The following is a 23,760-nucleotide window of genomic DNA, read 5'->3' on the forward strand; positions in this document are numbered from 1 at the left end:
ATTTTTTTAGAGGATTTGATTACACTTATTCAAGAAAAGTACAATGAGACATTAACCGTGCCTACTGATGACTCCGCTGAGGACAAATCTTTTAGATTGGGCTCCAATTTCGCATATTTTGATGTACTTGATTTGATAGAATCCCCATTGACAATACACGGAATAGATTCTAATGTTATAGGAAAAATATCACCAACATTAGGTGAAAGGATTTAAGGTGCCTAGGGTACTATGTACATCTAAATTCACATCTTAACCTCTCGTTCATGTAGTACACTCGGAGGCTTGTCACTTCTTTGTTTTGTTTGAATGATATGTAATTACCTTAATCGCATCAAAAACAGCGGGGGAGGCAAGCTTTTTTGTTTAGAACAGCAGAAAATCAACAGAAATTTAGAGACTGTCTTTAAAGCTTTTGACAGTTATCCTATTAAAGGCGGGGGTATCTATGGCTGAAACGACAACTTATTCATCTTTTATAACTGACTGGTTACCTATAACAATTGTTTCGGTAACTGTGCCATTATCGGTTTTAGTTGGTATTCTTGTATTTAGAGCATTAAAACAGAAATAACTATACTTTAGACATCATAAATGGGTAAATTCATTAACACAGGAGACATGTACCCGATTCCATTGAAGCTCGTTACGAAGCAAATCAAGCTTCCACTGGTGTTATCAAAAACAGCTTCATGTCTTTCAGTGAAGCCTTGGAACTACCCGACTCAAGGCTTCACTACTTTCAGAAGCTAGGACTGTGTACCTGCTTTCTTAACTTGTTGACCATGAGAAACACTCATTTGTCTAGTCTGAAATTTCAACAAAATACAAAAACAAAATTAATCCTGATTCTAAGATATCCTTATTTGATAAAACCATATATAAATTCAACAGAGGGATACCAAAATGAGTAAAGCAAAAATTATATTTACTACCATGACAGGCGTTATCATAGGGTTAATCATTAGTATTTTATTATTAATCATAAAAAGTACCGCAAAAGATTTTTTAAAAACATATTCTCTCGATTGGATTATTGATGTGCTACTTTTTCTCATATTTATCGTGATTGTACTACAATAATCCAAAACTAGAAATAAAGGATGCCCACATGAGGCATCCTTGTTTGCGTTTTTACTTCTTCAAGTTGTAGAACGTTTTTACTCCATCGTACACTGCTGTTTCGCCTAATTGGTCTTCAATGCGAAGCAATTGGTTGTATTTTGCGACGCGGTCTGTGCGTGATGGCGCACCTGTTTTAATTTGGCCTGCGTTTGTTGCGACGGCGATATCGGCGATTGTGCTATCTTCTGTTTCACCAGAACGGTGAGAAATTACTGCTGTATAGCCTGCGCGTTTCGCCATTTCGATTGCTTCGAATGTTTCGGTTAACGTACCGATTTGGTTGACTTTAATTAAGATCGAGTTGCCGACACCTTGCTCAATACCTTGCGCTAATTTTTTCGTATTTGTTACGAATAAGTCGTCACCGACGAGTTGCACTTTTTTGCCAAGGCGCTCTGTTAATAACTTATGACCAGCCCAGTCGTTCTCATCTAAGCCGTCTTCGATCGAAATGATCGGATATTTGTTGACAAGTTCTTCATACCAAGCAACCATTTCTTCTGACGTTTTCACAACGCCTTCGCCTTCTAAATGGTATTTGCCTGTCTCTTTGTTGTACAGCTCAGAAGATGCCACGTCCATCGCAAGCATCACTTCTGTGCCTGGTTTGTAGCCAGCTTTTTCAATCGCTTCGATAATTGTTTCGAGCGCTTCTTCGTTTGATTTTAAGTTTGGCGCAAATCCGCCTTCATCACCAACTGCTGTGTTGTAACCTTTTGCTTTTAATACTGATTTTAAGCTATGGAAAATTTCTGCTCCCATGCGAAGCGCTTCACGGAAGTTCGGTGCGCCAACTGGCATAATCATAAATTCTTGAATATCGACGTTGTTATCCGCATGCGCACCGCCGTTTAAAATGTTCATCATTGGAACAGGCAACGTTTTTGCATTAAATCCGCCTAAATATTGATATAGAGGAACGCCTAAATAGTCAGCAGCTGCGCGTGCAACAGCCATTGAAACGCCTAAAATTGCGTTTGCACCTAATTTTCCTTTATTTTCTGTACCGTCTAACGCAATTAATGCACGGTCGATAGCAACTTGCTCTGTCACATCGTAGCTACCAATTAATGCTGGCGCGATGACTTCGTTTACGTTTTTCACTGCTTGTAATACACCTTTACCAAGGTAGCGACCTTTGTCGCCATCACGCAATTCAACCGCTTCATACTCACCTGTTGACGCTCCACTCGGTACAAGGGCACGTCCGAATGCACCTGATTCTGTGTATACTTCTACCTCTACTGTCGGATTGCCGCGAGAGTCTAATACTTCACGAGCATAAATGTCGATAATTGTTGGCATCATCCATCTCTCCTTTTACAATGTTAGTTTTGAATTAATGTTTTTCCTGTCATTTCTTTTGGTTGTTGCAGTCCTAGTAAATCAAGCATCGTCGGCGCTAAATCGCCTAAAATACCATCTTGTCGAAGCGTAATGCCTTTTTTCGTGACAATTACCGGCACTGGATTCGTCGTGTGCGCCGTATTTGGGCTTCCGTCTGGATTCGTGACTTCGTCGGCGTTGCCATGGTCTGCAGTAATAATCGCAATACCGCCTTTGGCAATAATCGCGTCCACGACTTTCCCTAAACATTCATCGACCGCTTCGACCGCTTTAATCGTTGGCTCGAGCATTCCTGAATGACCGACCATGTCAGGGTTTGCGTAGTTTAAAATAATCGCATCGAATTTGTCTGCTTCAATTTCTTTTAATAGCGCTTCTGTCACTTCGTATGCGCTCATTTCTGGCTTTAAGTCGTATGTTGCTACTTTTGGCGAGTCAATTAAAATACGCTCTTCGCCCGGGAACTTTTCTTCACGTCCGCCGCTCATAAAGAATGTAACGTGCGGATATTTTTCTGTTTCGGCAATGCGCAATTGTTTTAACCCGTTTTGTGACAATACTTCACCGAGCGTATTATCAAGGTTCGTCGGCTTAAATGCCACGTACCCTTTTACTGTTTCACTAAAGTGCGTTAAGCATACGAAAAATAAGTTTTTCGGATGTTTCGGTCCACGATCGAATGAACGGAAATCGTCATTCGTAAACGTGTTTGAAATTTGAATCGCACGGTCAGGACGGAAATTGTAGAAAATGACTGCATCATTATCTTGAATCGTTGCGACTGGCGTTCCGTCTTCACGGACGATCACAGACGGCAAGACGAACTCATCGTAAATACCGTTTGCGTATGAATCATCGATGCACGCAAGCGGATCACGGTATGATGGACCTTCGCCGTATACCATCGCACGATATGCTTTTTCGACACGCTCCCAACGTTTATCGCGGTCCATCGAGTAATAACGACCCGATAATGTCGCGATTTCACCGACACCGATTTGTGCGATTTGTTCATTTAACTGTTGAATGTACGTTTTCGCTGTTTGGGGACCGACGTCACGTCCGTCTAAAAAGCCGTGAATATACACGTTTTTTACGCCTTCTTTTGCAGCGAGCTTCAAGAGGGCAAACAAATGATTAATATGGCTATGCACGCCACCGTCCGAAAGAAGACCAAAGATGTGTAAATTTGTTCCGTGTTTTTTCACATGGTCCATCGCTGCTAAAAACGTCTCATTGCGCTCAAACTCACCTTCGCGAATAGCGATATTGACGCGCGTTAAACTTTGATACACAATGCGTCCAGCCCCGATATTTAAATGGCCGACTTCTGAGTTCCCCATTTGTCCTTCCGGTAAGCCTACTGCTTCGCCGCAAGCTGTCAATGTCGCATGCGGATATTCGTTCCAATACCGATCGAAGTTTGGCTTTTTCGCTTGTGCAACTGCGTTACCGAACGTTTCTTCACGAAGAGCAAAGCCGTCTAAAATAATTAGTGCTACTGGTTTTTTGCTCATTTTCCTGCCTCCACGAGTTGTAAAAACGATTGTGGTTGTAAGCTTGCACCGCCAACGAGGGCACCGTCAATATGTTCTTCCGCTAAAAATGAACCGATATTTTCCGGTTTTACGCTACCACCGTATTGAATGCGTACCGCATTAGCCGCTTCTTGTGAAAATTTGTTCGCAATGACTTGGCGAATGTAGCCGCATACGTTGTTTGCATCGTCTGCTGTGGACGATTTTCCTGTTCCAATCGCCCAAATTGGCTCATAGGCGATGACGACTTGCTTTACTTGTTCTTCTGTTAAGCCTTCAAGCGCTTTTTCAACTTGTGCACCAACGACTTCGTTTGTGCGGTTGCTTTCGCGCTCTGCTAACGTCTCTCCGCAACAAACAATCGGTACAAGTCCATGTTTAAACGCAGCAACTACTTTTTTGTTGACTGTTGCATCTGTTTCAGCAAACATTTCACGGCGTTCGGAGTGCCCGATGATGACATACTCAACTCCGAGATCTTTTAACGCAACAGGACTAATTTCCCCTGTAAAAGCACCTTGCTCTTCAAAATGCATGTTTTGCGCACCAATTTTCACATTTGTTCCCTTTGTTGCCTCAACTAAATGGGCTAAAAATAACGCTGGGGCACATACGACCGTGTCCACTTGCTCGTTTGAAGGAACGGCATGTTTTACTTCTTCCACAAATTGAAGCGCTTCGTTTAACGTTTTATGCATTTTCCAGTTTCCTGCAATAATCGGCTTCCGCATCGCTTTTAGCTCCTTTCTTACTTATCATTTAAAGCTACGACACCTGGAAGTTGTTTACCTTCCATAAATTCAAGCGACGCCCCGCCACCTGTTGAAATGTGATCCATTTTGTCTGCAAGTCCAAATTTTTCAACTGCTGCTGCTGAATCACCGCCGCCGATGACTGTATACGTATCTTTCGCGTCAGCAAGCGCTTGTGCGACAGCTTTTGTTCCTTCAGCGAACGCGTCCATTTCGAATACACCCATTGGACCGTTCCAAATAACAAGTTTCGATTTCAAAATGACGTTGCGATACAATTCGCGTGTTTTCGGACCGATGTCAAGCCCTTCCCAGTCGCTTGGAATTTCGTCGATGTTCACTACTTTTTTATTCGCGTCATTTGAAAAATCGTCAGCTACAACTGTATCCACAGGCATGTAGAAGTTCACGCCTTTTTCTTTCGCTTTTTCCATGAACGATTTCGCTAATTCAATTTTATCTTCTTCTAATAACGATTTTCCAATTTCATGACCGAGCGCTTTCACGAATGTGTACGCTAATCCGCCACCGATAATTAAATTGTCAACTTTATCTAGTAAGTTTTCGATGACGCCAATTTTATCTTTTACTTTCGCCCCACCAATGATTGCCGTAAACGGACGATCTGGATTAGATAGCGCCTTTCCTAACACTTCAATTTCTTTTTCCATTAAAAATCCAGCTACCGCAGGCAAATGGTGAGCAATGCCTTCTGTCGATGCATGGGCACGATGTGCTGCACCAAACGCGTCGTTTACATATACATCTGCCAGTTCCGCAAATGCTTTTGCTAATTCTGGATCGTTTTTCTCTTCGCCAGGATAGAAGCGTACGTTTTCAAGCAACAACACATCGCCTTCATTCATTTCGGCAATCGCAGCTTTCACCGCATCGCCATACGCTTCATCTGTTTTCACGACACGTTTGCCGAGCAGTTCGCTCAGACGTTCTGCCACAGCATTTAAGCGCATCTCTTCAACGACTTTTCCTTTCGGACGACCAAGATGGCTCGCTAAAATGACTTTTGCTCCTTGCTCCATTAAATATTGAATCGTTGGGAGCGCGGCGCGAATACGCGTATCGTCAGTGACGACACCGTTTTGCATTGGCACGTTGAAATCGACGCGACAAAATACACGTTTTCCTTTCACATCAATGTCACGGACGGTTTTTTTGTTCATGGAAAGGCCTCCTTATTCGTGTGATACATAGAAAGGGAGTGGGGATGATCCCCGCTCCCCTTCTCGGTATGTCCAACTATTCATTATAAACCGTTTTGGGCAAACAATCCAAAAAATTATAAGCCTTTTGATGCAATGTATGCAGCAAGGTCAACAACACGATGAGAATATCCTGTTTCGTTGTCGTACCAAGAAAGAACTTTCACCATGCGACCTTCCATGACCATTGTTGAAAGCGCATCGATTGTCGAAGAAGCTGTTGAACCGTTGTAGTCACGAGAAACAAGTGGCTCTTCGCTGTAAGCAAGAATGCCTTTTAATTCACCTTCTGCCGCTGCTTTTAACGCTGCGTTTACCTCTTCAACAGTTACTTCTTTTTCAAGTTCAGCAACAAGGTCAACAACAGATACGTTTGGTGTTGGTACGCGCATCGCCATACCATTTAATTTTCCTTTTAATTCAGGAAGAACAAGCGCTACCGCTTTTGCTGCACCTGTTGATGTTGGGATGATGGATTCTGCTGCTGCGCGTGCACGACGTAAATCTTTGTGTGGTAAGTCAAGAATTTGTTGGTCGTTTGTATACGCGTGAACAGTTGTCATCATACCACGGATGATACCGAATTTTTCATGTAATACTTTCGCAAATGGCGCTAAGCAGTTTGTTGTACAAGATGCATTTGAAATGACATGATGGTTTGCTGGATCATATTTGTCTTGGTTTACACCCATGACGATTGTAATGTCTTCATTTGTTGCTGGTGCAGAAATGATCACTTTCTTCGCACCTGCTTCTAAATGTTTCGCTGCGTCTTCGCGTTTTGTGAAGCGTCCTGTTGATTCAACAACGATGTCGACACCAAGCTCGCCCCATCCTAAGTTTGCTGGGTCGCGCTCTGCTTTTACGATAATTTCTTTGCCGTTGACAACGATGTTATTGCCGTTTACTGTCACTTCTGCATCTAACGTGCCGTGAACAGAGTCATATTTCAAAAGGTGTGCTAACGTTTTTGCATCTGTTAAGTCGTTAACTGCAACCACTTCAATTTCAGGATTTTTTAATGCTGCGCGAAATACGTTACGGCCAATACGACCAAAACCGTTAATACCAATTTTTACTGCCATCGTTTTTGTCCTCCTTTGGAATTGTAGGGATATATTTTAGAGGGATGAATCATCCCGTACTAACTGTTTTGCTGCACCTTCATCTGTAATTAAGATGCACCGATTTGCCTGTTTCATATACGCTTGAATTGCTTTTGCTTTCGAAGCTCCTCCTGCGACTGCAATGACACAAGGAACGTGGCGTACATCTTCAAGTTGAATACCAACTGTATTTACTTTATGAACAACTTCTCCATCTTGATTAAAGTAATATCCAAACGCCTCCGCCACCGCTTTATTTTGCTCAATTTTTGTCATTTCTTCTGGAGGGGTTTTCCTTCGCTCCGCCATTGTTTTCGCGTCACCTATACCATGAATGACGATTGTTGATGACTTAATTAATTCAAGCACTTCTTTAATAGCCGGTTCTTCAATGATTGATTGATACGTTTCAGCACTTAATTGATCAGGAACATGTAGCAAACGATAATGTCCCATTGCTTTTTCAGCCATGCGCGCACAAATCGTGTTTGCTTGATTTGTTACATCTTCTCCAAGCCCACCGCGCGCTGGAACAAATAGTACATCGCGGTATTTGACATCAGGTGTCATCATTTCAGCAACCGCAGCAAGGGTTGTTCCACCAGTTACTGCTACAATGTCATTTCCTTTTAGTGAGTGCTTTATACGTGAGACACAAGCTCTTCCCATCTCTCTTTTCACCCAAGGAGACTGATCGCTATCACCAGCAACGACAATGACATCTTCGACAGGAAGTTTCTTTTTTATTTTTCTTTCCAACTCTTTTAGCCCTAACACTTCTCGCATCATGTCTTCAAGTTGCATGAGCACATCATTTCCTTCCGACGTTACGCTCATGCCTGCAGATGTAATATCAACTAAGTTTTGTTCTTTTAAAAACTGCACTTCCGACCGCAAAACGCGCTCGCTAATACCCAAGTTTATTGATAATGTTCGGCGCCCGATCGGTTGCATTAAGCGGATATGTTGCAAAATTTCGTATCGTTTTTGCATAATGGCGAGAAGATCAGGCAACAATTTTCGTTGAACATCAATCCATTGTCGCATGACTTATTCTTCCTTTTTGCTCACTTTTTTCTCTATCTGGACTATTTAAGTCCCGCTATGTCATATTGTGTCCCACTTGGTTCAAAAAAATTCACCCCTGCTACAACTTCATTGTAACAGGAAGTGAAACATTGTTCAACTGCTTCATTTTTGTTGTAATCGCTTTCTTATGACATCTTTGTGAATGCGGCCATATGCAATCATCTCTCCATCGACTTCAATGACCGGAATGATGAGATGATACTGCTCAAGCAATTGTTCGTCTTTGTAAATATCGACTTCTTCCCATTCCACTTGTAACTCTCGAAGAATCGCTTTCGCCTCATCACAAAGACAACAGTTTTGTTTCGAATATACGACGACTTTCATGTTTTGTCCCCTTTATGCATATTGCTTTCGTTTCGAAGCTGGCGGAATATGAAGTTGTTCACGATATTTCGCAACCGTTCGCCGCGCTACACAAATATTGTAGCGTTGCTGGAGTAAGTCGGCAATGTTTTGATCAGAGAGAGGTTTTTGCCCATTTTCTTGCTTAATTAATTCCGCAATTAAACGTTTTACTTTTTCTTGGGACGCATGTTCATCTACACCACTTGTAAAAAAGCGGCGCATGTCAATTAAACCGTGGGGCGTTTGCATATATTTATTTTTCACCGCACGACTGACGGTCGATTCATGAATGTTTAGTGCCGTTGCAACTTCGCGCATCGTAAGTGGCTTCATATGGAGCGAACCTTTCTCAAAATAATCGCGTTGTCGATAAACGAGCTCACATGCAATTTGCTCAATCGTCGTGGCTCGCTGAGTTAAACAACGTTGAATCCAAAGAAACTGTTGTCTTTTTTCTTCAATATATTTTTGAACACGCGGATCATCCGTCTGTACTTTTCGTTCGTACGATTCATTCCATACGATTGTTGGAATGATGTCTTCATTGATCGTTACACTCCATGCCCCATTACTATATGACACGATGACATCGGGCACAATGTACGTCATTTGTTCATCGTTATACAAACTTCCTGGGCGTGGATGAAGCGTACGAATAAGCTCCCACACTCGCTGTAAATCTGCTAACTCCACACCTAGTTTTGCTTTCATTTCTTTCCATTTTTTATGAACAAATGGCTCAAAATACTCCGTCACAATCGTCTCTGCTAGCTCATCCCTTTGAGGAAGACGAATGAGTTGTAAATATAGACAATGCGGCAAATTTTCCGCTCCTACCCCCGCAGGATCAAGTGAACGTAACATATGAAGTGCCCGCGACACAATCGTTTCTTCTATTTGAAGATGGCAAGCCGCCTCTGCAATTGTTGTATGCAAATAACCATATTCATCAAGTGACGCAATTAAATAATCAAGTGCTCTTCTCTCTTTGTCACATATATACATTCCGACAAGTTGGGCATGCAGATGAGAAGCGAGTGAACGATTAAAAGCGCTTACATTTTCGATATAATGTTTCTGATCCGTTCGTTCTCGTCGCTTATTAACCGTTCGTTTTCGTTCGCGTAGCTCGATAAATGGATTTTCAAGCGCCTGCTCATGTAAAAGCGATTGTAGCTCTAGCGTCGAATATTGCAACAATTCAATCGCCTGTACAAGCTCTTTTGTCAACGCAACTTTTAGCTCTTGCCTTTGCGTTAATTGCATCTCCATTCATGCCATCTCCCTTCATCCTCATTTTATCATCTCTTTAAAGGAGAGACGATAAAAACATATTGGATGTTTTTTCTACTATGCATATGCACCGATGGCATGTTATCATTCTTATAGAACAAGCGAGCAAGCCTCGCAAAATTCATCTATTCGTCCGGTGTGGCTCACCGGACTTTATTTTTTATGTAAAAAACCCTGCTTGTTATGCAAGCAGGGGGTGACTGACGCCCTCGGCAGGATTCGAACCCACGCTAAGAGAACCGGAATCTCTCGTGCTATCCACTACACTACGAGGGCATAATGATAAATGCACTTACCATTATAGTGAAGAAGAAAAAAAAATGCAATAGCAGTGACGTTTAAAATTTCAAAAAGCGGAAACGATGAAAGAAGGGATGCAGAAGAAAAAAAGCGAATACATATAAATAAAAGGTATTTCATTTGACCTTTATTGACCTTTTTTGTATGATAAAAGTACATAAAAAACGATCTATCGGAGGAGGAAGAGCATGAACTTAATTCCTACAGTCATTGAACAAACGAGCCGTGGAGAACGCGCATATGACATTTACTCTCGCTTATTAAAAGACCGCATTATTATTTTAGGAAGTCCAATTGACGATCATGTAGCAAACTCAATCGTATCTCAGCTTTTATTTTTAGCAGCCGAAGATCCTGAAAAAGACATTTCCCTTTACATTAACAGCCCTGGTGGTTCGATTACAGCAGGCATGGCGATTTACGATACAATGCAATTTATTAAGCCAGACGTATCAACGATTTGTATCGGTATGGCAGCTTCTATGGGAGCATTTTTACTTGCAGCTGGCGCTAAAGGAAAACGTTTCGCATTGCCAAATAGTGAGATCATGATTCACCAACCGCTCGGTGGTGTGCAAGGTCAAGCAACAGAAATTGAAATTGCAGCGAAACGTATTTTATTCTTGCGCGACAAATTAAACCGCATCTTATCTGAAAATACAGGGCAACCGATCGAAGTGATCGAGCGCGATACAGATCGCGATAACTTTATGACAGCAGAAAAAGCAAAAGAATACGGTTTAATTGACCGCGTATTAACGCGCGTCGATGAAAAATAAAAAACAAGGCGGTGCGACCGCCTTGTTTTATTCTTGTTCAACGTATTTCACGAGCTTGTTTAGCGCTTCCTGCTCATCTGGACCGTCAGCATAAATCGTGATTACTGCCCCTGTATGAATGGCTAAACTCATTAAACCCATAATACTTTTTGCATTCACTTTTTTACCGTCTTTTTCAATATAAATATCAGCTGAAAAGCGGTTTGCTTCTTGAACAAACAACGCAGCTGGACGCGCTTGCAATCCTGTTTTTAACCGTACTTCCACTTGCTTTTCTACCATCATGCATTCCTCCCATAGTTTATAAAGATTTATGAAAATCAATAGGCTGACCGGCACGAAGTCGTTCAGCAATTTCATCTAATTTGCGCAGACGATGGTTAATGCCAGATTTGCTAATTTTCCCGCCAGAAACCATTTCTCCGAGCTCTTTTAGCGTCACATCTTGATATTCAATGCGCAATTTTGCAATTTCACGAAGTTTTTCCGGGAGTTGATCAAGTCCAATCGTCTCATCAATATAACGAATATTTTCCACTTGGCGTAAAGCTGCTCCAATTGTTTTGTTTAAGTTCGCCGTTTCGCAATTAACAAGCCGATTCACGGAGTTGCGCATATCCCGCACGATGCGCACATCTTCAAAGCGGAGTAGCGCTTGATGCGCTCCGATAATGCTTAAAAACTCAGCAATTTTCTCTGCTTCTTTTAAATACGTAATAAACCCTTTTTTTCTTTCTAACGTGCGCGCATGTAAATAAAAAGCCGTGTTCATCAGTTCACAAAGCGATTCGTTATGTTCACGATATAGAGAGAAGATTTCTAAATGATAAGACGATGTTTCTGGATTGTTGATAGATCCCCCTGCCAAAAAAGCCCCGCGCAAATACGAACGCTTGCAACATTTTTTTTGAACAAGCCCCGGTGAAATGGAATGGACAAACGAAAATCCTTCTTCCATAATTTTTAAATCCGATAACAATTCAGATGTTCCTTCGACAACACGTACGATATATACATTGTTTTTCTTTAAGCGCATCTTTTTACGCACAAGTAACTCGACTGCTACGTTATATCCTTTTTTCAATAACGTATAAATACGCCTTGCGATTGCAGCATTTTCTGTTTGAATATTTAACAATAAACGTCGGTTTGAAAATGAAATGGAACCGTTCATTCGAATTAAAGCAGATAACTCTGCTTTTAAACAACAAGACTTCACTTCGATACCCGTTAATTCCTTCTTTGTTTCTGATGCAAACGACAACGATTCCACCTCCTATACATGTGTGTCGTGCGAAGGAGGTGCAAGAAGCGAAACGAGCAACGCCGCTATTTTTTTCGTATCATGACGCACCGTTCCATCTCGTTCATCAATGAGCGCATCACAAATGACTTGTAAACCGAGCGCTTCTAACTCTCGTATATCACAAACGACCGGTGCGGCAAATTCTTTCGCATATCGCTCTTTTGTTTCTGGCAAAATCGGGGCATCATTAACAATGACGGCATCTAAAAATGCACACGCCATATGATCATAAAGCGCTTGTACATGATCGCTCGCCGTATAGTTTAACGTTTCCCCTGCTTGGGTCATGACGTTGCATATATATACTTTTTTCGCCTTCGATTTACATACCTCTTCGCCAATTTTAGGAACGAGTAAGTTCGGTAAAATGCTCGTGTATAAACTGCCGGGTCCAATAACAATTAAGTCTGCCGTCCGTAATTCTGTAACCGTTTCTTCAAGCGGTTCTATATTTTGCGGGGTTAAAAATACACGTTTAATTTTTTTCCCCGAATACGGAATTTTTGACTCACCTGATACAATTGTCCCATCTTCCATTTCCGCATGCAACACAACGCTTTCATTGGCTGCCGGCAACACTTTTCCACGCACATTCAACACTTTTCCCATTTCGCGAACCGCATGCACAAAATCGCCAGTAATTGACGTCATCGCTGCTAAAATTAAATTCCCAAGCGAATGACCTGACAACCCATTTCCGTTTTCGAACCGATGTTGAAACAATTCGATAATAAGCGGTTCTACGTCAGAAAGAGCAGCAAGCACATTACGAATATCTCCAGGTGGGGGCATATCAAGTTCATCGCGCAACCTTCCCGAACTTCCACCGTCATCTGCAACAGTAACAATCGCTGTTAAATCGACGTCGTATTGTTTGAGTCCCCGAAGCAATACAGGAAGACCCGTCCCCCCACCGATAACAACAATTTTTTTCATCGATGTATATCCTTTCTTTTTGCAATATCTCGATGTGATACGTGTGTGGTATACTCGTCAGCAAAATGGCGTCCAATATACTCTGCTAACGTAACGGAACGATGCTGTCCACCTGTGCATCCAATGGCAATAACAACTTGGCTTTTTCCTTCCCGTTTATAATGTGGAAGCATAAACGAAAGCAAATCTGTTACTTTTTCAATAAATTTTTGCGTTTCCGTCCACTTCAAAACGTAAGATGATACTTCCTCATCTAGCCCCGTTTTCGGACGCATATGCTCGATATAATGTGGGTTTGGTAAAAAACGAACATCAAAAACGAGATCCGCATCAATCGGCAGACCGTATTTAAAACCGAATGAAACGACATTGACAGAAAAAGTTGTCGTTGCAGGTGTCGCAAATGTTTGCACAATTTTTTCACGCAGTTCACGCGGCTTTAAGTTGGACGTATCAATAATCATTTGAGCACGCCCTTTTAATTCTTCAAGTAACTGGCGCTCAAGCTTTATCCCTTCAAGTGGCAATCCGCTAGGCGCAAGGGGATGTGAACGACGCGTTTCTTTATAACGACTCACAAGCGTAGCATCATTTGCATCTAAAAATAAAATTTGTGGGGTTACCCATGACGTTTCTGCCAAATCATCAAGTGCGGCAAAAAGACGGTCAAAAAAGTCACGGCTCCGTAAATCCATGACGAGTGCAATTTTATTCATTTTATTGCCTGATTCCCGAATTAATTCAAGAAACTTCGGTAACAACGTTGGCGGTAAATTGTCGACACAAAAATAACCTAAATCTTCAAAGCTTTGAATGGCGACCGTTTTTCCTGCCCCCGACATCCCTGTAATAATAACCATTTGAACATGTGCTGAACCTGTGCTCATCGCCCTTTCTCCTTTCTTTAACTCGGATCAAGCCGGTAAGACAACAACTCAAATTCCTCCGTATACGTAAACGTGCCATACATGATTCCTGTTCCCTTAATGACATAATCAATAATATGATAATCGCCTGGCGCCATCGGCAACGTTGGAATCTGTTCAATTGGATGCCAAGCGAGCTCCCCTTCTTCACATTGTAATACGTTTTCGCCGTCAAAATGTTCCGCAAAAAACGTAAACATCATCCATTCGGAAACGACTTCTTCCCCTCGTTTCATTACAAACGTAAATACCCCTTTTAATTGAGGTTTTTTCAAATAAACGCCTGTTTCTTCACGATATTCTCGCACACAAGCTTCACGTATCGATTCTCCTTGTTCCATCTTCCCACCGGGCGCTACCCACCAACCGCGCCGAGGTTTTTTTAACAAAAGAACGTGTCCGTCTTTTACTAATACACAGTTCGTCACTCGTTGCAACGTCCGTTCACCTCAATAATGAATATGTTTTTTCCATTATACTATTTCTTACAAAAGGTCACAAAGTATAAATTTTGAAACGTTTTCATGACCATGAGCAAAAAAGAAAGCACGGGACGAAAGCCCGTGCCAACAAGTGTATATAAAAAGGGGGTCAATTACTTACTTTTATCATACTCTTTTATTATTTCAAGCGTGTTACAGTTCAATTAAAGCAACATTACGTTTTCGTTACTGAATGTTAAGCTTTTCCTTTAGTTCTTCCACGTAATGTTGTGCGCTTTGCGCCGCAATACTACCATCACCTGTTGCTGTAACAATTTGACGAAGCGACTTTTCACGAACATCCCCCGCAGCAAAAATGCCCGGTACTTTTGTTTCCATTAGTTCATTCGTTTCAATGTAGCCATTTTCATTCGTAATGCCAAGTGAAGCAAACGGCTTTGTTAACGGTACCATTCCGATGTAAATGAACACGCCATCACATGGGAATTCACGCTCTTCCCCTGTTTGTGTATGAACGAGTGTCACACTGCCAACACGGCCATCTTTCTCGTTAATTTGCTTGACTGTATGATTCCAAATAAAATCAATTTTCTCGTTCGCAAACGCTCGTTGCTGTAAAATTTTTTGCGCACGCAACTGGTCGCGACGGTGAACGATCGTCACTTTACTTGCAAAACGCGTTAAATATACACCTTCTTCAACTGCAGAATCTCCACCGCCTACAACGACAAGTTCTTTCCCTTTAAAAAACGCTCCGTCACATACCGCACAATATGAAACACCGCGTCCCCCTAATTCTTTTTCACCAGGAACGCCAAGCTTTTTATACTCCGCTCCTGTCGCAATAATAATGGCACGAGCTTTATATTGTTGATTACTTGTTACGACTGTTTTATATTCCTCTCCATCAATTACTTCTTTTACATCACCATATGCATATTCAGCACCAAATTTTTTCGCATGTTCAAACATTTTCGTCGCCAGTTCTGGTCCAAGAATATGGTCATAACCTGGGTAGTTTTCCACTTCCTCTGTGTTTGCCATTTGACCACCAGGAACACCGCGCTCGATCATAAGCGTTGATAAATTCGCCCGAGAAGTATATACTGCTGCTGTCATTCCTGCAGGTCCTGCGCCAATAATAATGACGTCATAAATTTTTTCTTGTGACACGTTTCTTCCACCCTTTCTTTATACATAGCTCTCCATTTTATCGTTTCCATATTTCTATCGTAATACAACAAAAGAAAAGGCGTCCATTAACTTGCTCATTCGTGCCACTGTTGTTTGATGATTTTTACATACTTTCCAACCGTCGCAACAGATAAACCGTAACGCTCCGCAAGCATGCGCTGTGTCACACGTTGACCGCGCTGTCTGCGAAACATATATTCAAATGCCGCCGCCCACGCTTGATGATTAGAAAATGAATCGATCCCCTTCATCGCCTCGACAAAAAAAGAAAACCAAGCAATGTATAACGGCTCATATTCAAACCCATTATGTTGAATAAGCAACGTCACAATACGATGGGCATCGACAATATATGTCGGCACTTGTTGGTCATGGCCATATACGTAGTCGTTCCATTGCTGTAGAAGTGGATGAGACCATGACTGTTTTGGAAACGGACAATCATTTGTCATAAACGATTTGCTGATTAAATATAAAGCATATAAGGAAGAAGCGACATCTTGTTTTGCAAATAACGACTGAATGTGTTCGATCGTCTGTTCCCGATAACGCCACGGTTCGCTCCCTTTTTTATCTGGATGAAGCGCAATGAATTTGTTCCACATCGACTCCGCCAACATGCGATATCCCACATGATATGCCGCATATGCGTACCAATAATAAAATGGGGCATCCCCTTCGAAACCACGGCGTTGTAATTGCCGCAACCATTGGAACGCTAAATCGTAGCGCCCGACAATTGCAAATGTCACCCCAAGCTTATACCGATGTTCAAATGAAATCGGATATACGCGCTGTAACGACTGAGTAAGTGAAAATAACCGCTCTTGTTCTTGTAAATAATACGAGAACACCGCATCGTTGCAAAGAGCATGCAAATTGCCTGGATTTTGCTTCAAAATGTATTCGATCGTTTGTCTCGCTTTCCCGACGTTTCCTTGATAAAAATAAGCTAGTGCTAAATTATTGTAAGCTGCCCAATGCTCTGGATGTTGTTCGATCATTTCTTCAAACAAAGTAATCGCTTCTTGAAACTCACCTTTTTCAAGCAACGCACGAGCTTGTTCTTGCTTCATTAACATATCATCGTAATTCAGCCACTCATCATCGTCTTGCTCAATTGTTAAAATGTCTAATAGATCGAGCGTATAATCGGCAAACTCCCCATCCGGCTCGCGCTCCATATACTGTTCCGCATATTTCGTCGCCTCGCCAAACAATCCTAAATGGGCATAATTGTTAGCCAAAAAATAAAAACATTCCGTTAAATCATCATTATGTTCAATAATGCGCAATAGCCATTCGTTCGATTGCGCATATTCCCCCAATTCTGACAATACAATCGCCAGTTGGCAAGCAAATGTACTTTGTTCTGGCTCGAGTTGCACCGCACGTTGCAAATATGCTTTCGCTTTACGCAAATCGCGGCGGCGATAACATGTGACACCTTTATTAAAAAAGTACGTACCGTCTTGAATAAACGGGATGACTTTTCCGACACGTTTTTGCAAATGTTTTTCCATCGAACCCTCCATGTTGATTTCTTTCACCGAAAGAAAGTATACCACATTTTCGCTTCAGAACAACATGGATGGGTAAAAAAGCGTTACCGATGACGCTCAGCTAATACGGAAAGAACATCATCAAGCGACACGCGCTGTTCACGCAACAAAACGAGCAAATGATACAATAAATCCGCCGCTTCCCATCGCAGTTCTTCTTTTGAGCGATTTTTAGCGGCAATAATGACTTCAGCTGCTTCTTCCCCAACTTTTTTAGCGATTTTATCAATTCCTTTATCAAATAAATATGTCGTATACGATCCTTCAGGACGTTTTGCCTCACGCTCCGCAATGACCGACTCTAACACGTTTAAAATGGCAAAGCGATTTGGCTTCGCTATAGGTTTTTCATCGCTTAAACGATGATGAAAACAAGAATACTCCCCTGTATGACAAGCTGGCCCTTTTGGTTCAACAAGGATCAGGAGTGCGTCCGCATCGCAGTCGTAGCGAATATCAACAACTTTTTGCACGTTTCCTGATGTTTCCCCTTTATGCCATAACGTTTGACGGGAGCGACTATAAAACCACGTTTCTTTCGTTTGTAACGTTTTTTGTAGCGACTGCTCGTTCATATATGCTAACGTCAGCACTTCTTTACTGTGCGCATCTTGGACAATCGCTGGAACAAGTCCTTGTTCATTAAATCGTACCGCTTTTACATTCATCGAACATTTACCCCCTGTTTACGCACGTACTGTTTCACTTGTTGGACAGACGTCTCTTTATAATGAAAAATAGAGGCCGCCAACGCCGCATCCGCTTGAGCGACTTGAAACACATCAACAAAATGTTGCGCGCATCCTGCCCCTCCTGATGCAATGACAGGAACAGACACTGCTTCACTCACTTGTTTCGTTAATGCCAAATCAAAACCGTCTTTTCCACCATCGCGATCCATACTCGTTAGTAAAATTTCTCCTGCTCCGCGCTTGACAACCTCTTTCGCCCACGCGACAACTTCCCAATCTGTCGGACGGCGGCCACCGTGCGTATACACGCGCCACGACTGCATCGTTGGATCGTACTTCGCATCAATTGCCACGACGATACATTGCGAACCAAAAAAATTCGCTCCTTCTGTAATCAACTCCGGCCGCAATAGTGCCGCAGTATTGACCGACACCTTGTCCGCTCCAGCACGCAAAATCGTTTTCATATCTTCTAACGTACTAATGCCACCGCCGACAGTAAACGGAATGGCAAGCTGCGCAGCAACACGCTGAACGACATCCACCATCGTTTTTCGACCTTCGTGTGACGCAGAAATATCTAAAAAAACAAGTTCGTCAGCTCCTTGTTCATCGTACACGCGAGCAAGCTCTACCGGATCACCCGCATCGCGCAACGAAACAAATTGCACACCTTTGACAACGCGTCCATCTTTCACGTCTAAACAAGGAATAATTCGCTTTGTGATCATTGTTCCACCGCCTTTAACGCCTCAGCAACTGTAAACTTCCCTGTATATAGCGCTTTACCGACAATCGCTCCAGCCACTCCTTCGTTTTCGAATTGCTTTAAGGCACGTAAATCATCGAGCGAACGAATCCCCCCTGAGGCGATAACACGTTTATTCGTCGCTTTGGCTAACCGAACGACTGCCTCGATATTTGGTCCTGATAACATCCCATCTGTCGCAATATCTGTAAATATAAATGTTTCTGCTCCAGCGTCCGCGAGCTGTTTGCCGAGCTCAACGGCTTCGATCGTCGACGTATGCGTCCAACCTTCCGTTGCAACAAACCCGTTTTTTGCATCAATACCGATAACAATGCGCTCACCGTACGTGCGAAGCATCGCTTTCACAAATGAAGGATTCGAAATCGCAGCACTCCCTAAAATGACGCGTGCCACACCTTGTTCTAAATAATACGCCACATCTTCTTCTGTACGAATGCCGCCGCCAATTTGAACGTTCACCGCAAGCGTTTGTGCCACTTCAACGACAAACGCGTCATTCACACGTCTTCCTTCTTTCGCCCCATCTAAATCGACCATATGGATCCATGTTGCTCCTTGTGAAACAAACGAGCGAGCCATTTCTACTGGCGAATGTCCATATACCGTTTCTTGATTGTAATCCCCTTGGACGAGGCGAACACATTTCCCATCGCGCATGTCGATCGCTGGATAAATCGTAAACATTAGTCCCTCTCCCTTTCTACAACCCTCGCATAATTTTGCAATAGACGCATCCCAAGTTTCCCGCTTTTCTCCGGGTGAAATTGTGTACCAAATATCGTTCCACGTCCAACGACAGCAGGAACTTCTACATCATATTGGGCACTTGCTAACACAACAGTTGGGTCATCCGCTTGCACATAATACGAGTGCACGAAATATACATGTCCTCGCTCAACGTGATCAAAAAGCGGAGATGGCTGATGGAAAACAAGTTCGTTCCATCCCATATGCGGCACTTTATATCGCTTCCCTTCTTTTGTCATCCCCGCAAAGCGAACGACGCGACCTGGGAGTAACTGCAATCCAGACGTCAAACCATTTTCTTCGCTTTCTTCAAACAACAATTGCATGCCTAAACAAATACCAAGAAGCGGTTTTCCTATTGCGACTTGTTCGTGAATGAAAGAGTCCAGCTTCGTTTCCGTTAAAATATGCATCGCATCTTTAAATGAGCCAACGCCTGGTAAAATGAAGCCATCTGCTTGGCGCAATTTGTCTTGATCGCTTTCAACGATGTACGGTACATTTAGTCGCTCTAGTGCTTTGCTGACGCTATATAAATTGCCCATGCCATAATCAATAATGCCGATCATTTACAACATTCCTTTCGTGGACGGTACAGATTTGACGCGTGGATCAATCATCGTTGCCTCATCTAGCGCGCGTGCAAGTGCTTTAAATACCGCCTCAATCATATGATGTGTATTACGTCCATAATGAACGATGACATGTACGTTCATTCGCGCTTCTAATGCTAGTTTCCATAAAAATTCATGCACGAGCTCGACGTCAAACGCCCCGACTTTTTGACTTGGAAACTCCCCACGAAACTCAAGATGCGGACGATTGCTCACATCAATAACGACTTGCGCAAGCGCATCGTCCATCGGAACGAACGCATTTCCGTATCGTCTAATTCCTTTTTTATCACCGAGTGCTTGGCGAATCGCTTGCCCTAAACAAATACCAATATCTTCTGTCGTATGATGATCGTCAATATGTGTGTCTCCCTTTGCATGAACAAATAAATTAAAATGGCCATGCTTTGTAAATAAATCAAGCATATGTGTTAAAAACGGCACACCTGTTTCTAACTCCGCTTTTCCTTCTCCATCCACCGCAAACGTAAGCTCAATTTGTGTTTCATTTGTCGCTCGTTGAATGGTCGCTGTCCGCATTATTTGTCTCCCCTTTTCAATCGTTCCTCTACTGCTCGTGCATGTGCTTCAAGCCCTTCTAATCGTGCAAACGCCGCAATTTTTGCCGCATGTTGCCGCCATGCTTGCTCGCTATAAAAAACGATGCTTGACTTTTTCATAAATGCCTCAACTGTTAGTCCTGACGAAAAACGAGCCGTCCCATTTGTCGGCAACACATGATTCGTCCCCGCAAAATAATCTCCTACAGGTTCAGAACTGTACGAACCTAAAAAGATTGCGCCCGCATGTCGAATGTCACTTAATATTTCAAACGGCTCGGCCGTCATCACTTCTAAATGTTCGGGTGCTAATTCATTCACGACGTCAATCGCTTGTTTCATCGTATCGGTCACATAAATGACGCCATATTCATTCATCGCTTTTTGGGCAATTTCTTTTCGCGGAAGGGTAGCAAGCTGTTTTTCCACCTCTTCCTCTACTTTTAAAGCAAGCTGTAAAGACGGTGTCACCAATATACTAACCGATCGTTCATCATGTTCTGCTTGCGATAATAAATCGGCTGCAATTTCGTTCGGCTTTGCTGTTTCATCAGCGAGCACGACAATTTCACTCGGCCCCGCAATCATATCAATGTCGACTTGACCGAACACTTCCCTTTTAGCAAGTGCGACGTAAATGTTTCCAGGCCCAAAAATTTTATCGACTGGCTCGATCGTCTCCGTACCGTATGCTAGTGCTGCAATCGCTTGGGCGCCGCCAACTTTATATATCTCTTGAACACCGAGTTCACATGCCGCAACAAGAACAGCCGCAGGCAACGTTCCACGTTCATTTGGCGGGGAAACAATGACAATACGTTTCACTCCAGCCACTTGCGCGGGAATGACATTCATAAGCACCGATGATGGATAAGCAGCCGTTCCGCCCGGCACATATAACCCGACTGCATCAAGCGGTGTTACTTTTTGCCCAAGAATCGTTCCATCGTCACGCGTCATAAACCACGATGTCATTCGTTGACGTTCATGATATTCTCGAATATTTTGTGCCGCTTCACGAATGATATGAACCATCTCTTCATTAATGAGCCAATATGCTTCTTCAATTTCTTCTTGTGTAACAGCAAACGTATCAAAGGAAATGCCATCAAACATCTCCGTATATTTTTTTAATGCGCGATCTCCGTTGTTTCGCACATCATCAATAATTTGTTGTACTGCTCGTCTTTGCTCTTCTGTGCCGCTTTCGATCGTCCGTCGAAGCGAAACTGTCCCTTCTACACGCTCAATTTTCATTGCATTCCCCCGCTTTCTCAATCGCGTATGTTAAACGGTCAACCATTTGTTCAATCGCCCGATCTTGCATGCGATAACTCACTGGATTGACAATAAAACGCGATGTTACATCAACAATTCGTTCTAATTCAACAAGCCCATTTTCTTTTAACGTTCGCCCTGTCGAAACAATATCAACAATTCGTTCAGCTAAGCCAATGAGCGGAGCTAATTCAACAGACCCGTTTAATTTAATAATTTCTACTTGTTCCCCTTGCTCGCGAAAATAGGTCGATGCAATATTTGGATATTTTGTTGCGACTCTTGGCGCAATCGGGTGAACGCGCGTATTCGGGAGCCCTGCCACCGCCAAATAACAAGGGCTAATGCGCAAATCTAACATTTCATACACATCTCTCTCTTCTTCAAGGAGCACATCTTTCCCAGCAATGCCGACATCAGCAACTCCATGTTCAACATATGTCACAACGTCCATTGGCTTCGCTAAAATAAAGCGGAGCTGTTCATTCGGGACGTCAATCATTAGTTTTCGGGAATGTTCCAAATCATCAGGAATTTCATAACCTGCTTGTTTTAACAATGCAAGCGCCTCCGTAAAAATACGTCCTTTGGGCATCGCAACCGTTAGCATCATCGTTCATCCTTTCCGCGTTTCCCTAATACGTACACTACATCGTCAAATGATGCAGTAAATTGATCCATATCTTGAATACCTGCCACTTGTTGCAATACAACTTTTTCTCCTTTTCGCCTCATTTCCGCTGCTTTCGCATACGCCTCCGCAAAACGTTCTTGACTAAAAATCATGCACGTCGTTTTTTCATCGTTTCGCCCTTCGCCAAGCGCTTCCATTAAGCGATCTAAACGGACGCTAAACCCTGTCGCAGGCGAGGGGCGGTGAAATTTTGCTAGTAATTCATCATATCGCCCGCCGTTCCCAAGTAAAAACCCAACGTTTTTCGCATACACTTCAAACAGGACGCCAGTATAGTAGCTCATATGACTCACTAAACTCATGTCTAATTTCACCATATCCGTAACGCCATATTGGTCAATATGCGCCCATAATAGTTCTAATTCATCAACTGCCCGTCGCTCCGCTTCTGTTGTGGCAAATGCTTTTGCTTCTGCGACGACTTCCTCTCCCCCTCTTAATGTTAAGATACGTAAAAGGCGATCACGATCAATCGAGGAGAGTGGCAACGATTTGACGTGCTCTCGATAGCCGACATAATTTTTTTCATATAAAAAACGACGCAACGTTTCTACACGTTGTTCGTGACGCAAAATATCGAAAAACAATGCATCCACATAGCCGATATGACCGATCGTCACAGTGAAATCGCGCAACCCTGCCCGCTTTAAAGCAAAAATCATTAAACTGATTACTTCTGCATCAGCATACATCGTGCCGTCGCCAATGTATTCCACTCCCACTTGCTCAAACTCTGCCGGTCTTCCTCCTTCACGTTGCTGAGCCCGAAACACATTCGCCGCATACGCTAAACGGAGTGGACACCCTTCCTTATATAATTTCGATGCTGCTAGGCGAGCAATGGGAGCAGTCATATCTGGACGCAACACGAGCGTATGCCCTTCCCGATCGAGCAACTTAAACAACTGCTGATCTAAAATTGCCGATGCAGCGCCAACCGTTTCATCATATTCTAACGTCGGTGTTTCAATAAACGAATATCCCCACGTTTCAATTTCTTTCATCATTGCTTCCCGTAATGCACGTTTTGTTTTATATACATCTGGCAACGTATCTCGCATGCCGAGCGGTTTTTCAAACATAAATACTCTCATTTTCTTCCCGTCCTTCTTTTACTTTAGTTCGCTAATATATTAGCA

General features: G+C 42.7%; 25 protein-coding genes and 1 tRNA gene. 2 read left to right on the top strand and 24 right to left on the bottom strand.

The genetic code is table 11. The annotated features are described in order from the left end of the window. The first annotated feature begins 448 nt into the window (after positions 1–448). Entirely contained in the window at positions 449–574 is a 126-nt protein-coding gene (locus tag ASC42_RS14375; RefSeq protein ID WP_268915863.1) for a hypothetical protein, read from the top strand. A gap of 560 nt (positions 575–1,134) precedes the next feature. Here the strand turns inward: ASC42_RS14375 and eno are convergent. The 9 genes from eno to ASC42_RS10630 form a co-directional block, all read right to left on the bottom strand. Further along, positions 1,135–2,430 (bottom strand): phosphopyruvate hydratase, encoded by a 1,296-nt coding sequence (gene eno, locus ASC42_RS10590; RefSeq protein ID WP_006322698.1) that lies wholly within the window; start codon positions 2,428–2,430, stop codon positions 1,135–1,137. Between the two features lie 23 nt (positions 2,431–2,453). After that, on the bottom strand, positions 2,454–3,989 hold the full coding sequence (gpmI, locus tag ASC42_RS10595; protein WP_055441731.1) for a 2,3-bisphosphoglycerate-independent phosphoglycerate mutase: 1,536 nt from the start codon (positions 3,987–3,989) through the stop codon (positions 2,454–2,456). Next, the gene (gene tpiA / locus ASC42_RS10600; RefSeq protein WP_055441732.1) at positions 3,986–4,741 is read right to left on the bottom strand and encodes a triose-phosphate isomerase; all 756 of its coding nucleotides are present in this window, start codon (positions 4,739–4,741) and stop codon (positions 3,986–3,988) included. The genes gpmI and tpiA overlap by 4 nt, the downstream gene beginning before the upstream one ends. A 17-nt stretch (positions 4,742–4,758) precedes the next feature. Further along, complete coding sequence (locus tag ASC42_RS10605; RefSeq protein WP_055441733.1) at positions 4,759–5,943, bottom strand: phosphoglycerate kinase; 1,185 nt, start codon at positions 5,941–5,943, stop codon at positions 4,759–4,761. Positions 5,944–6,059: 116 nt separating this feature from the next. Continuing rightward, positions 6,060–7,067 carry a type I glyceraldehyde-3-phosphate dehydrogenase gene (gene gap, locus ASC42_RS10610; RefSeq protein WP_032101170.1) on the bottom strand — a complete coding sequence of 336 codons (1,008 nt, stop codon included), beginning with the start codon at positions 7,065–7,067 and terminating at the stop codon, positions 6,060–6,062. A 36-nt stretch (positions 7,068–7,103) separates the two neighbouring features. Continuing rightward, positions 7,104–8,135 carry a sugar-binding transcriptional regulator gene (locus ASC42_RS10615; protein ID WP_055441734.1) on the bottom strand — a complete coding sequence of 344 codons (1,032 nt, stop codon included), beginning with the start codon at positions 8,133–8,135 and terminating at the stop codon, positions 7,104–7,106. Between the two features lie 144 nt (positions 8,136–8,279). Continuing rightward, positions 8,280–8,504 (bottom strand): glutaredoxin family protein, encoded by a 225-nt coding sequence (locus ASC42_RS10620; RefSeq protein ID WP_055441735.1) that lies wholly within the window; start codon positions 8,502–8,504, stop codon positions 8,280–8,282. Positions 8,505–8,516: 12 nt separating this feature from the next. Then, complete coding sequence (rpoN, locus tag ASC42_RS10625; RefSeq protein WP_055441736.1) at positions 8,517–9,797, bottom strand: RNA polymerase factor sigma-54; 1,281 nt, start codon at positions 9,795–9,797, stop codon at positions 8,517–8,519. 225 nt (positions 9,798–10,022) lie between these two features. Beyond that, a tRNA-Arg gene (locus ASC42_RS10630) sits at positions 10,023–10,094 on the bottom strand. Positions 10,095–10,306: 212 nt separating this feature from the next. On the opposite strand from ASC42_RS10630, the gene clpP reads away from it, so the two are divergent. After that, positions 10,307–10,897 carry an ATP-dependent Clp endopeptidase proteolytic subunit ClpP gene (gene clpP / locus ASC42_RS10635; protein ID WP_004892507.1) on the top strand — a complete coding sequence of 197 codons (591 nt, stop codon included), beginning with the start codon at positions 10,307–10,309 and terminating at the stop codon, positions 10,895–10,897. Between the two features lie 27 nt (positions 10,898–10,924). Here the strand turns inward: clpP and ASC42_RS10640 are convergent, their stop codons facing one another. From ASC42_RS10640 to ASC42_RS10710, 15 genes are all read right to left on the bottom strand, one after another. Next, positions 10,925–11,179, bottom strand: coding sequence for an HPr family phosphocarrier protein (locus ASC42_RS10640; RefSeq protein ID WP_032101174.1), 255 nt, complete (start codon positions 11,177–11,179; stop codon positions 10,925–10,927). Positions 11,180–11,198: 19 nt separating this feature from the next. Further along, complete coding sequence (gene whiA, locus ASC42_RS10645) at positions 11,199–12,161, bottom strand: DNA-binding protein WhiA (RefSeq protein WP_055441737.1); 963 nt, start codon at positions 12,159–12,161, stop codon at positions 11,199–11,201. Positions 12,162–12,173: 12 nt separating this feature from the next. After that, positions 12,174–13,139 (bottom strand): gluconeogenesis factor YvcK family protein, encoded by a 966-nt coding sequence (locus ASC42_RS10650; RefSeq protein ID WP_055441738.1) that lies wholly within the window; start codon positions 13,137–13,139, stop codon positions 12,174–12,176. After that, positions 13,136–14,026, bottom strand: coding sequence for an RNase adapter RapZ (gene rapZ, locus ASC42_RS10655; protein ID WP_055441739.1), 891 nt, complete (start codon positions 14,024–14,026; stop codon positions 13,136–13,138). The genes ASC42_RS10650 and rapZ overlap by 4 nt, the downstream gene beginning before the upstream one ends. Positions 14,027–14,043: 17 nt before the next feature. Further along, positions 14,044–14,502 (bottom strand): NUDIX hydrolase, encoded by a 459-nt coding sequence (locus ASC42_RS10660; protein ID WP_032101178.1) that lies wholly within the window; start codon positions 14,500–14,502, stop codon positions 14,044–14,046. Between the two features lie 231 nt (positions 14,503–14,733). Beyond that, positions 14,734–15,681, bottom strand: coding sequence for a thioredoxin-disulfide reductase (trxB, locus tag ASC42_RS10665; protein ID WP_055441740.1), 948 nt, complete (start codon positions 15,679–15,681; stop codon positions 14,734–14,736). Between the two features lie 95 nt (positions 15,682–15,776). Beyond that, complete coding sequence (locus ASC42_RS10670) at positions 15,777–17,225, bottom strand: tetratricopeptide repeat protein (RefSeq protein ID WP_055441741.1); 1,449 nt, start codon at positions 17,223–17,225, stop codon at positions 15,777–15,779. An 83-nt stretch (positions 17,226–17,308) separates the two neighbouring features. After that, positions 17,309–17,932, bottom strand: coding sequence for a bifunctional phosphoribosyl-AMP cyclohydrolase/phosphoribosyl-ATP diphosphatase HisIE (gene hisIE, locus ASC42_RS10675; protein ID WP_055441742.1), 624 nt, complete (start codon positions 17,930–17,932; stop codon positions 17,309–17,311). Then, positions 17,929–18,687, bottom strand: a complete 759-nt coding sequence (hisF, locus tag ASC42_RS10680) for an imidazole glycerol phosphate synthase subunit HisF (protein WP_055441743.1) — start codon at positions 18,685–18,687, stop codon at positions 17,929–17,931. Before hisF ends, hisIE begins: the two co-directional genes overlap by 4 nt. Continuing rightward, a complete protein-coding gene (gene hisA / locus ASC42_RS10685) occupies positions 18,684–19,412 on the bottom strand; it encodes a 1-(5-phosphoribosyl)-5-[(5-phosphoribosylamino)methylideneamino]imidazole-4-carboxamide isomerase (protein ID WP_055441744.1) in 729 nt (242 codons plus the stop codon). Before hisA ends, hisF begins: the two co-directional genes overlap by 4 nt. Beyond that, the gene (gene hisH, locus ASC42_RS10690) at positions 19,412–20,044 is read right to left on the bottom strand and encodes an imidazole glycerol phosphate synthase subunit HisH (protein WP_055441745.1); all 633 of its coding nucleotides are present in this window, start codon (positions 20,042–20,044) and stop codon (positions 19,412–19,414) included. Before hisH ends, hisA begins: the two co-directional genes overlap by 1 nt. Further along, entirely contained in the window at positions 20,045–20,632 is a 588-nt protein-coding gene (hisB, locus tag ASC42_RS10695) for an imidazoleglycerol-phosphate dehydratase HisB (RefSeq protein WP_055441746.1), read from the bottom strand. Then, a complete protein-coding gene (gene hisD / locus ASC42_RS10700) occupies positions 20,629–21,906 on the bottom strand; it encodes a histidinol dehydrogenase (RefSeq protein WP_055441747.1) in 1,278 nt (425 codons plus the stop codon). Before hisD ends, hisB begins: the two co-directional genes overlap by 4 nt. After that, positions 21,896–22,537, bottom strand: coding sequence for an ATP phosphoribosyltransferase (gene hisG / locus ASC42_RS10705; RefSeq protein WP_055441748.1), 642 nt, complete (start codon positions 22,535–22,537; stop codon positions 21,896–21,898). The genes hisD and hisG overlap by 11 nt, the downstream gene beginning before the upstream one ends. Continuing rightward, positions 22,537–23,715, bottom strand: coding sequence for an ATP phosphoribosyltransferase regulatory subunit (locus tag ASC42_RS10710; protein ID WP_055441749.1), 1,179 nt, complete (start codon positions 23,713–23,715; stop codon positions 22,537–22,539). Before ASC42_RS10710 ends, hisG begins: the two co-directional genes overlap by 1 nt. Between the last annotated feature and the right edge of the window lie 45 nt (positions 23,716–23,760).

This window comes from Anoxybacillus suryakundensis, assembly GCF_001418025.1.
Classification (GTDB): Bacteria; Bacillota; Bacilli; order Bacillales; family Anoxybacillaceae; genus Anoxybacillus; species Anoxybacillus tengchongensis.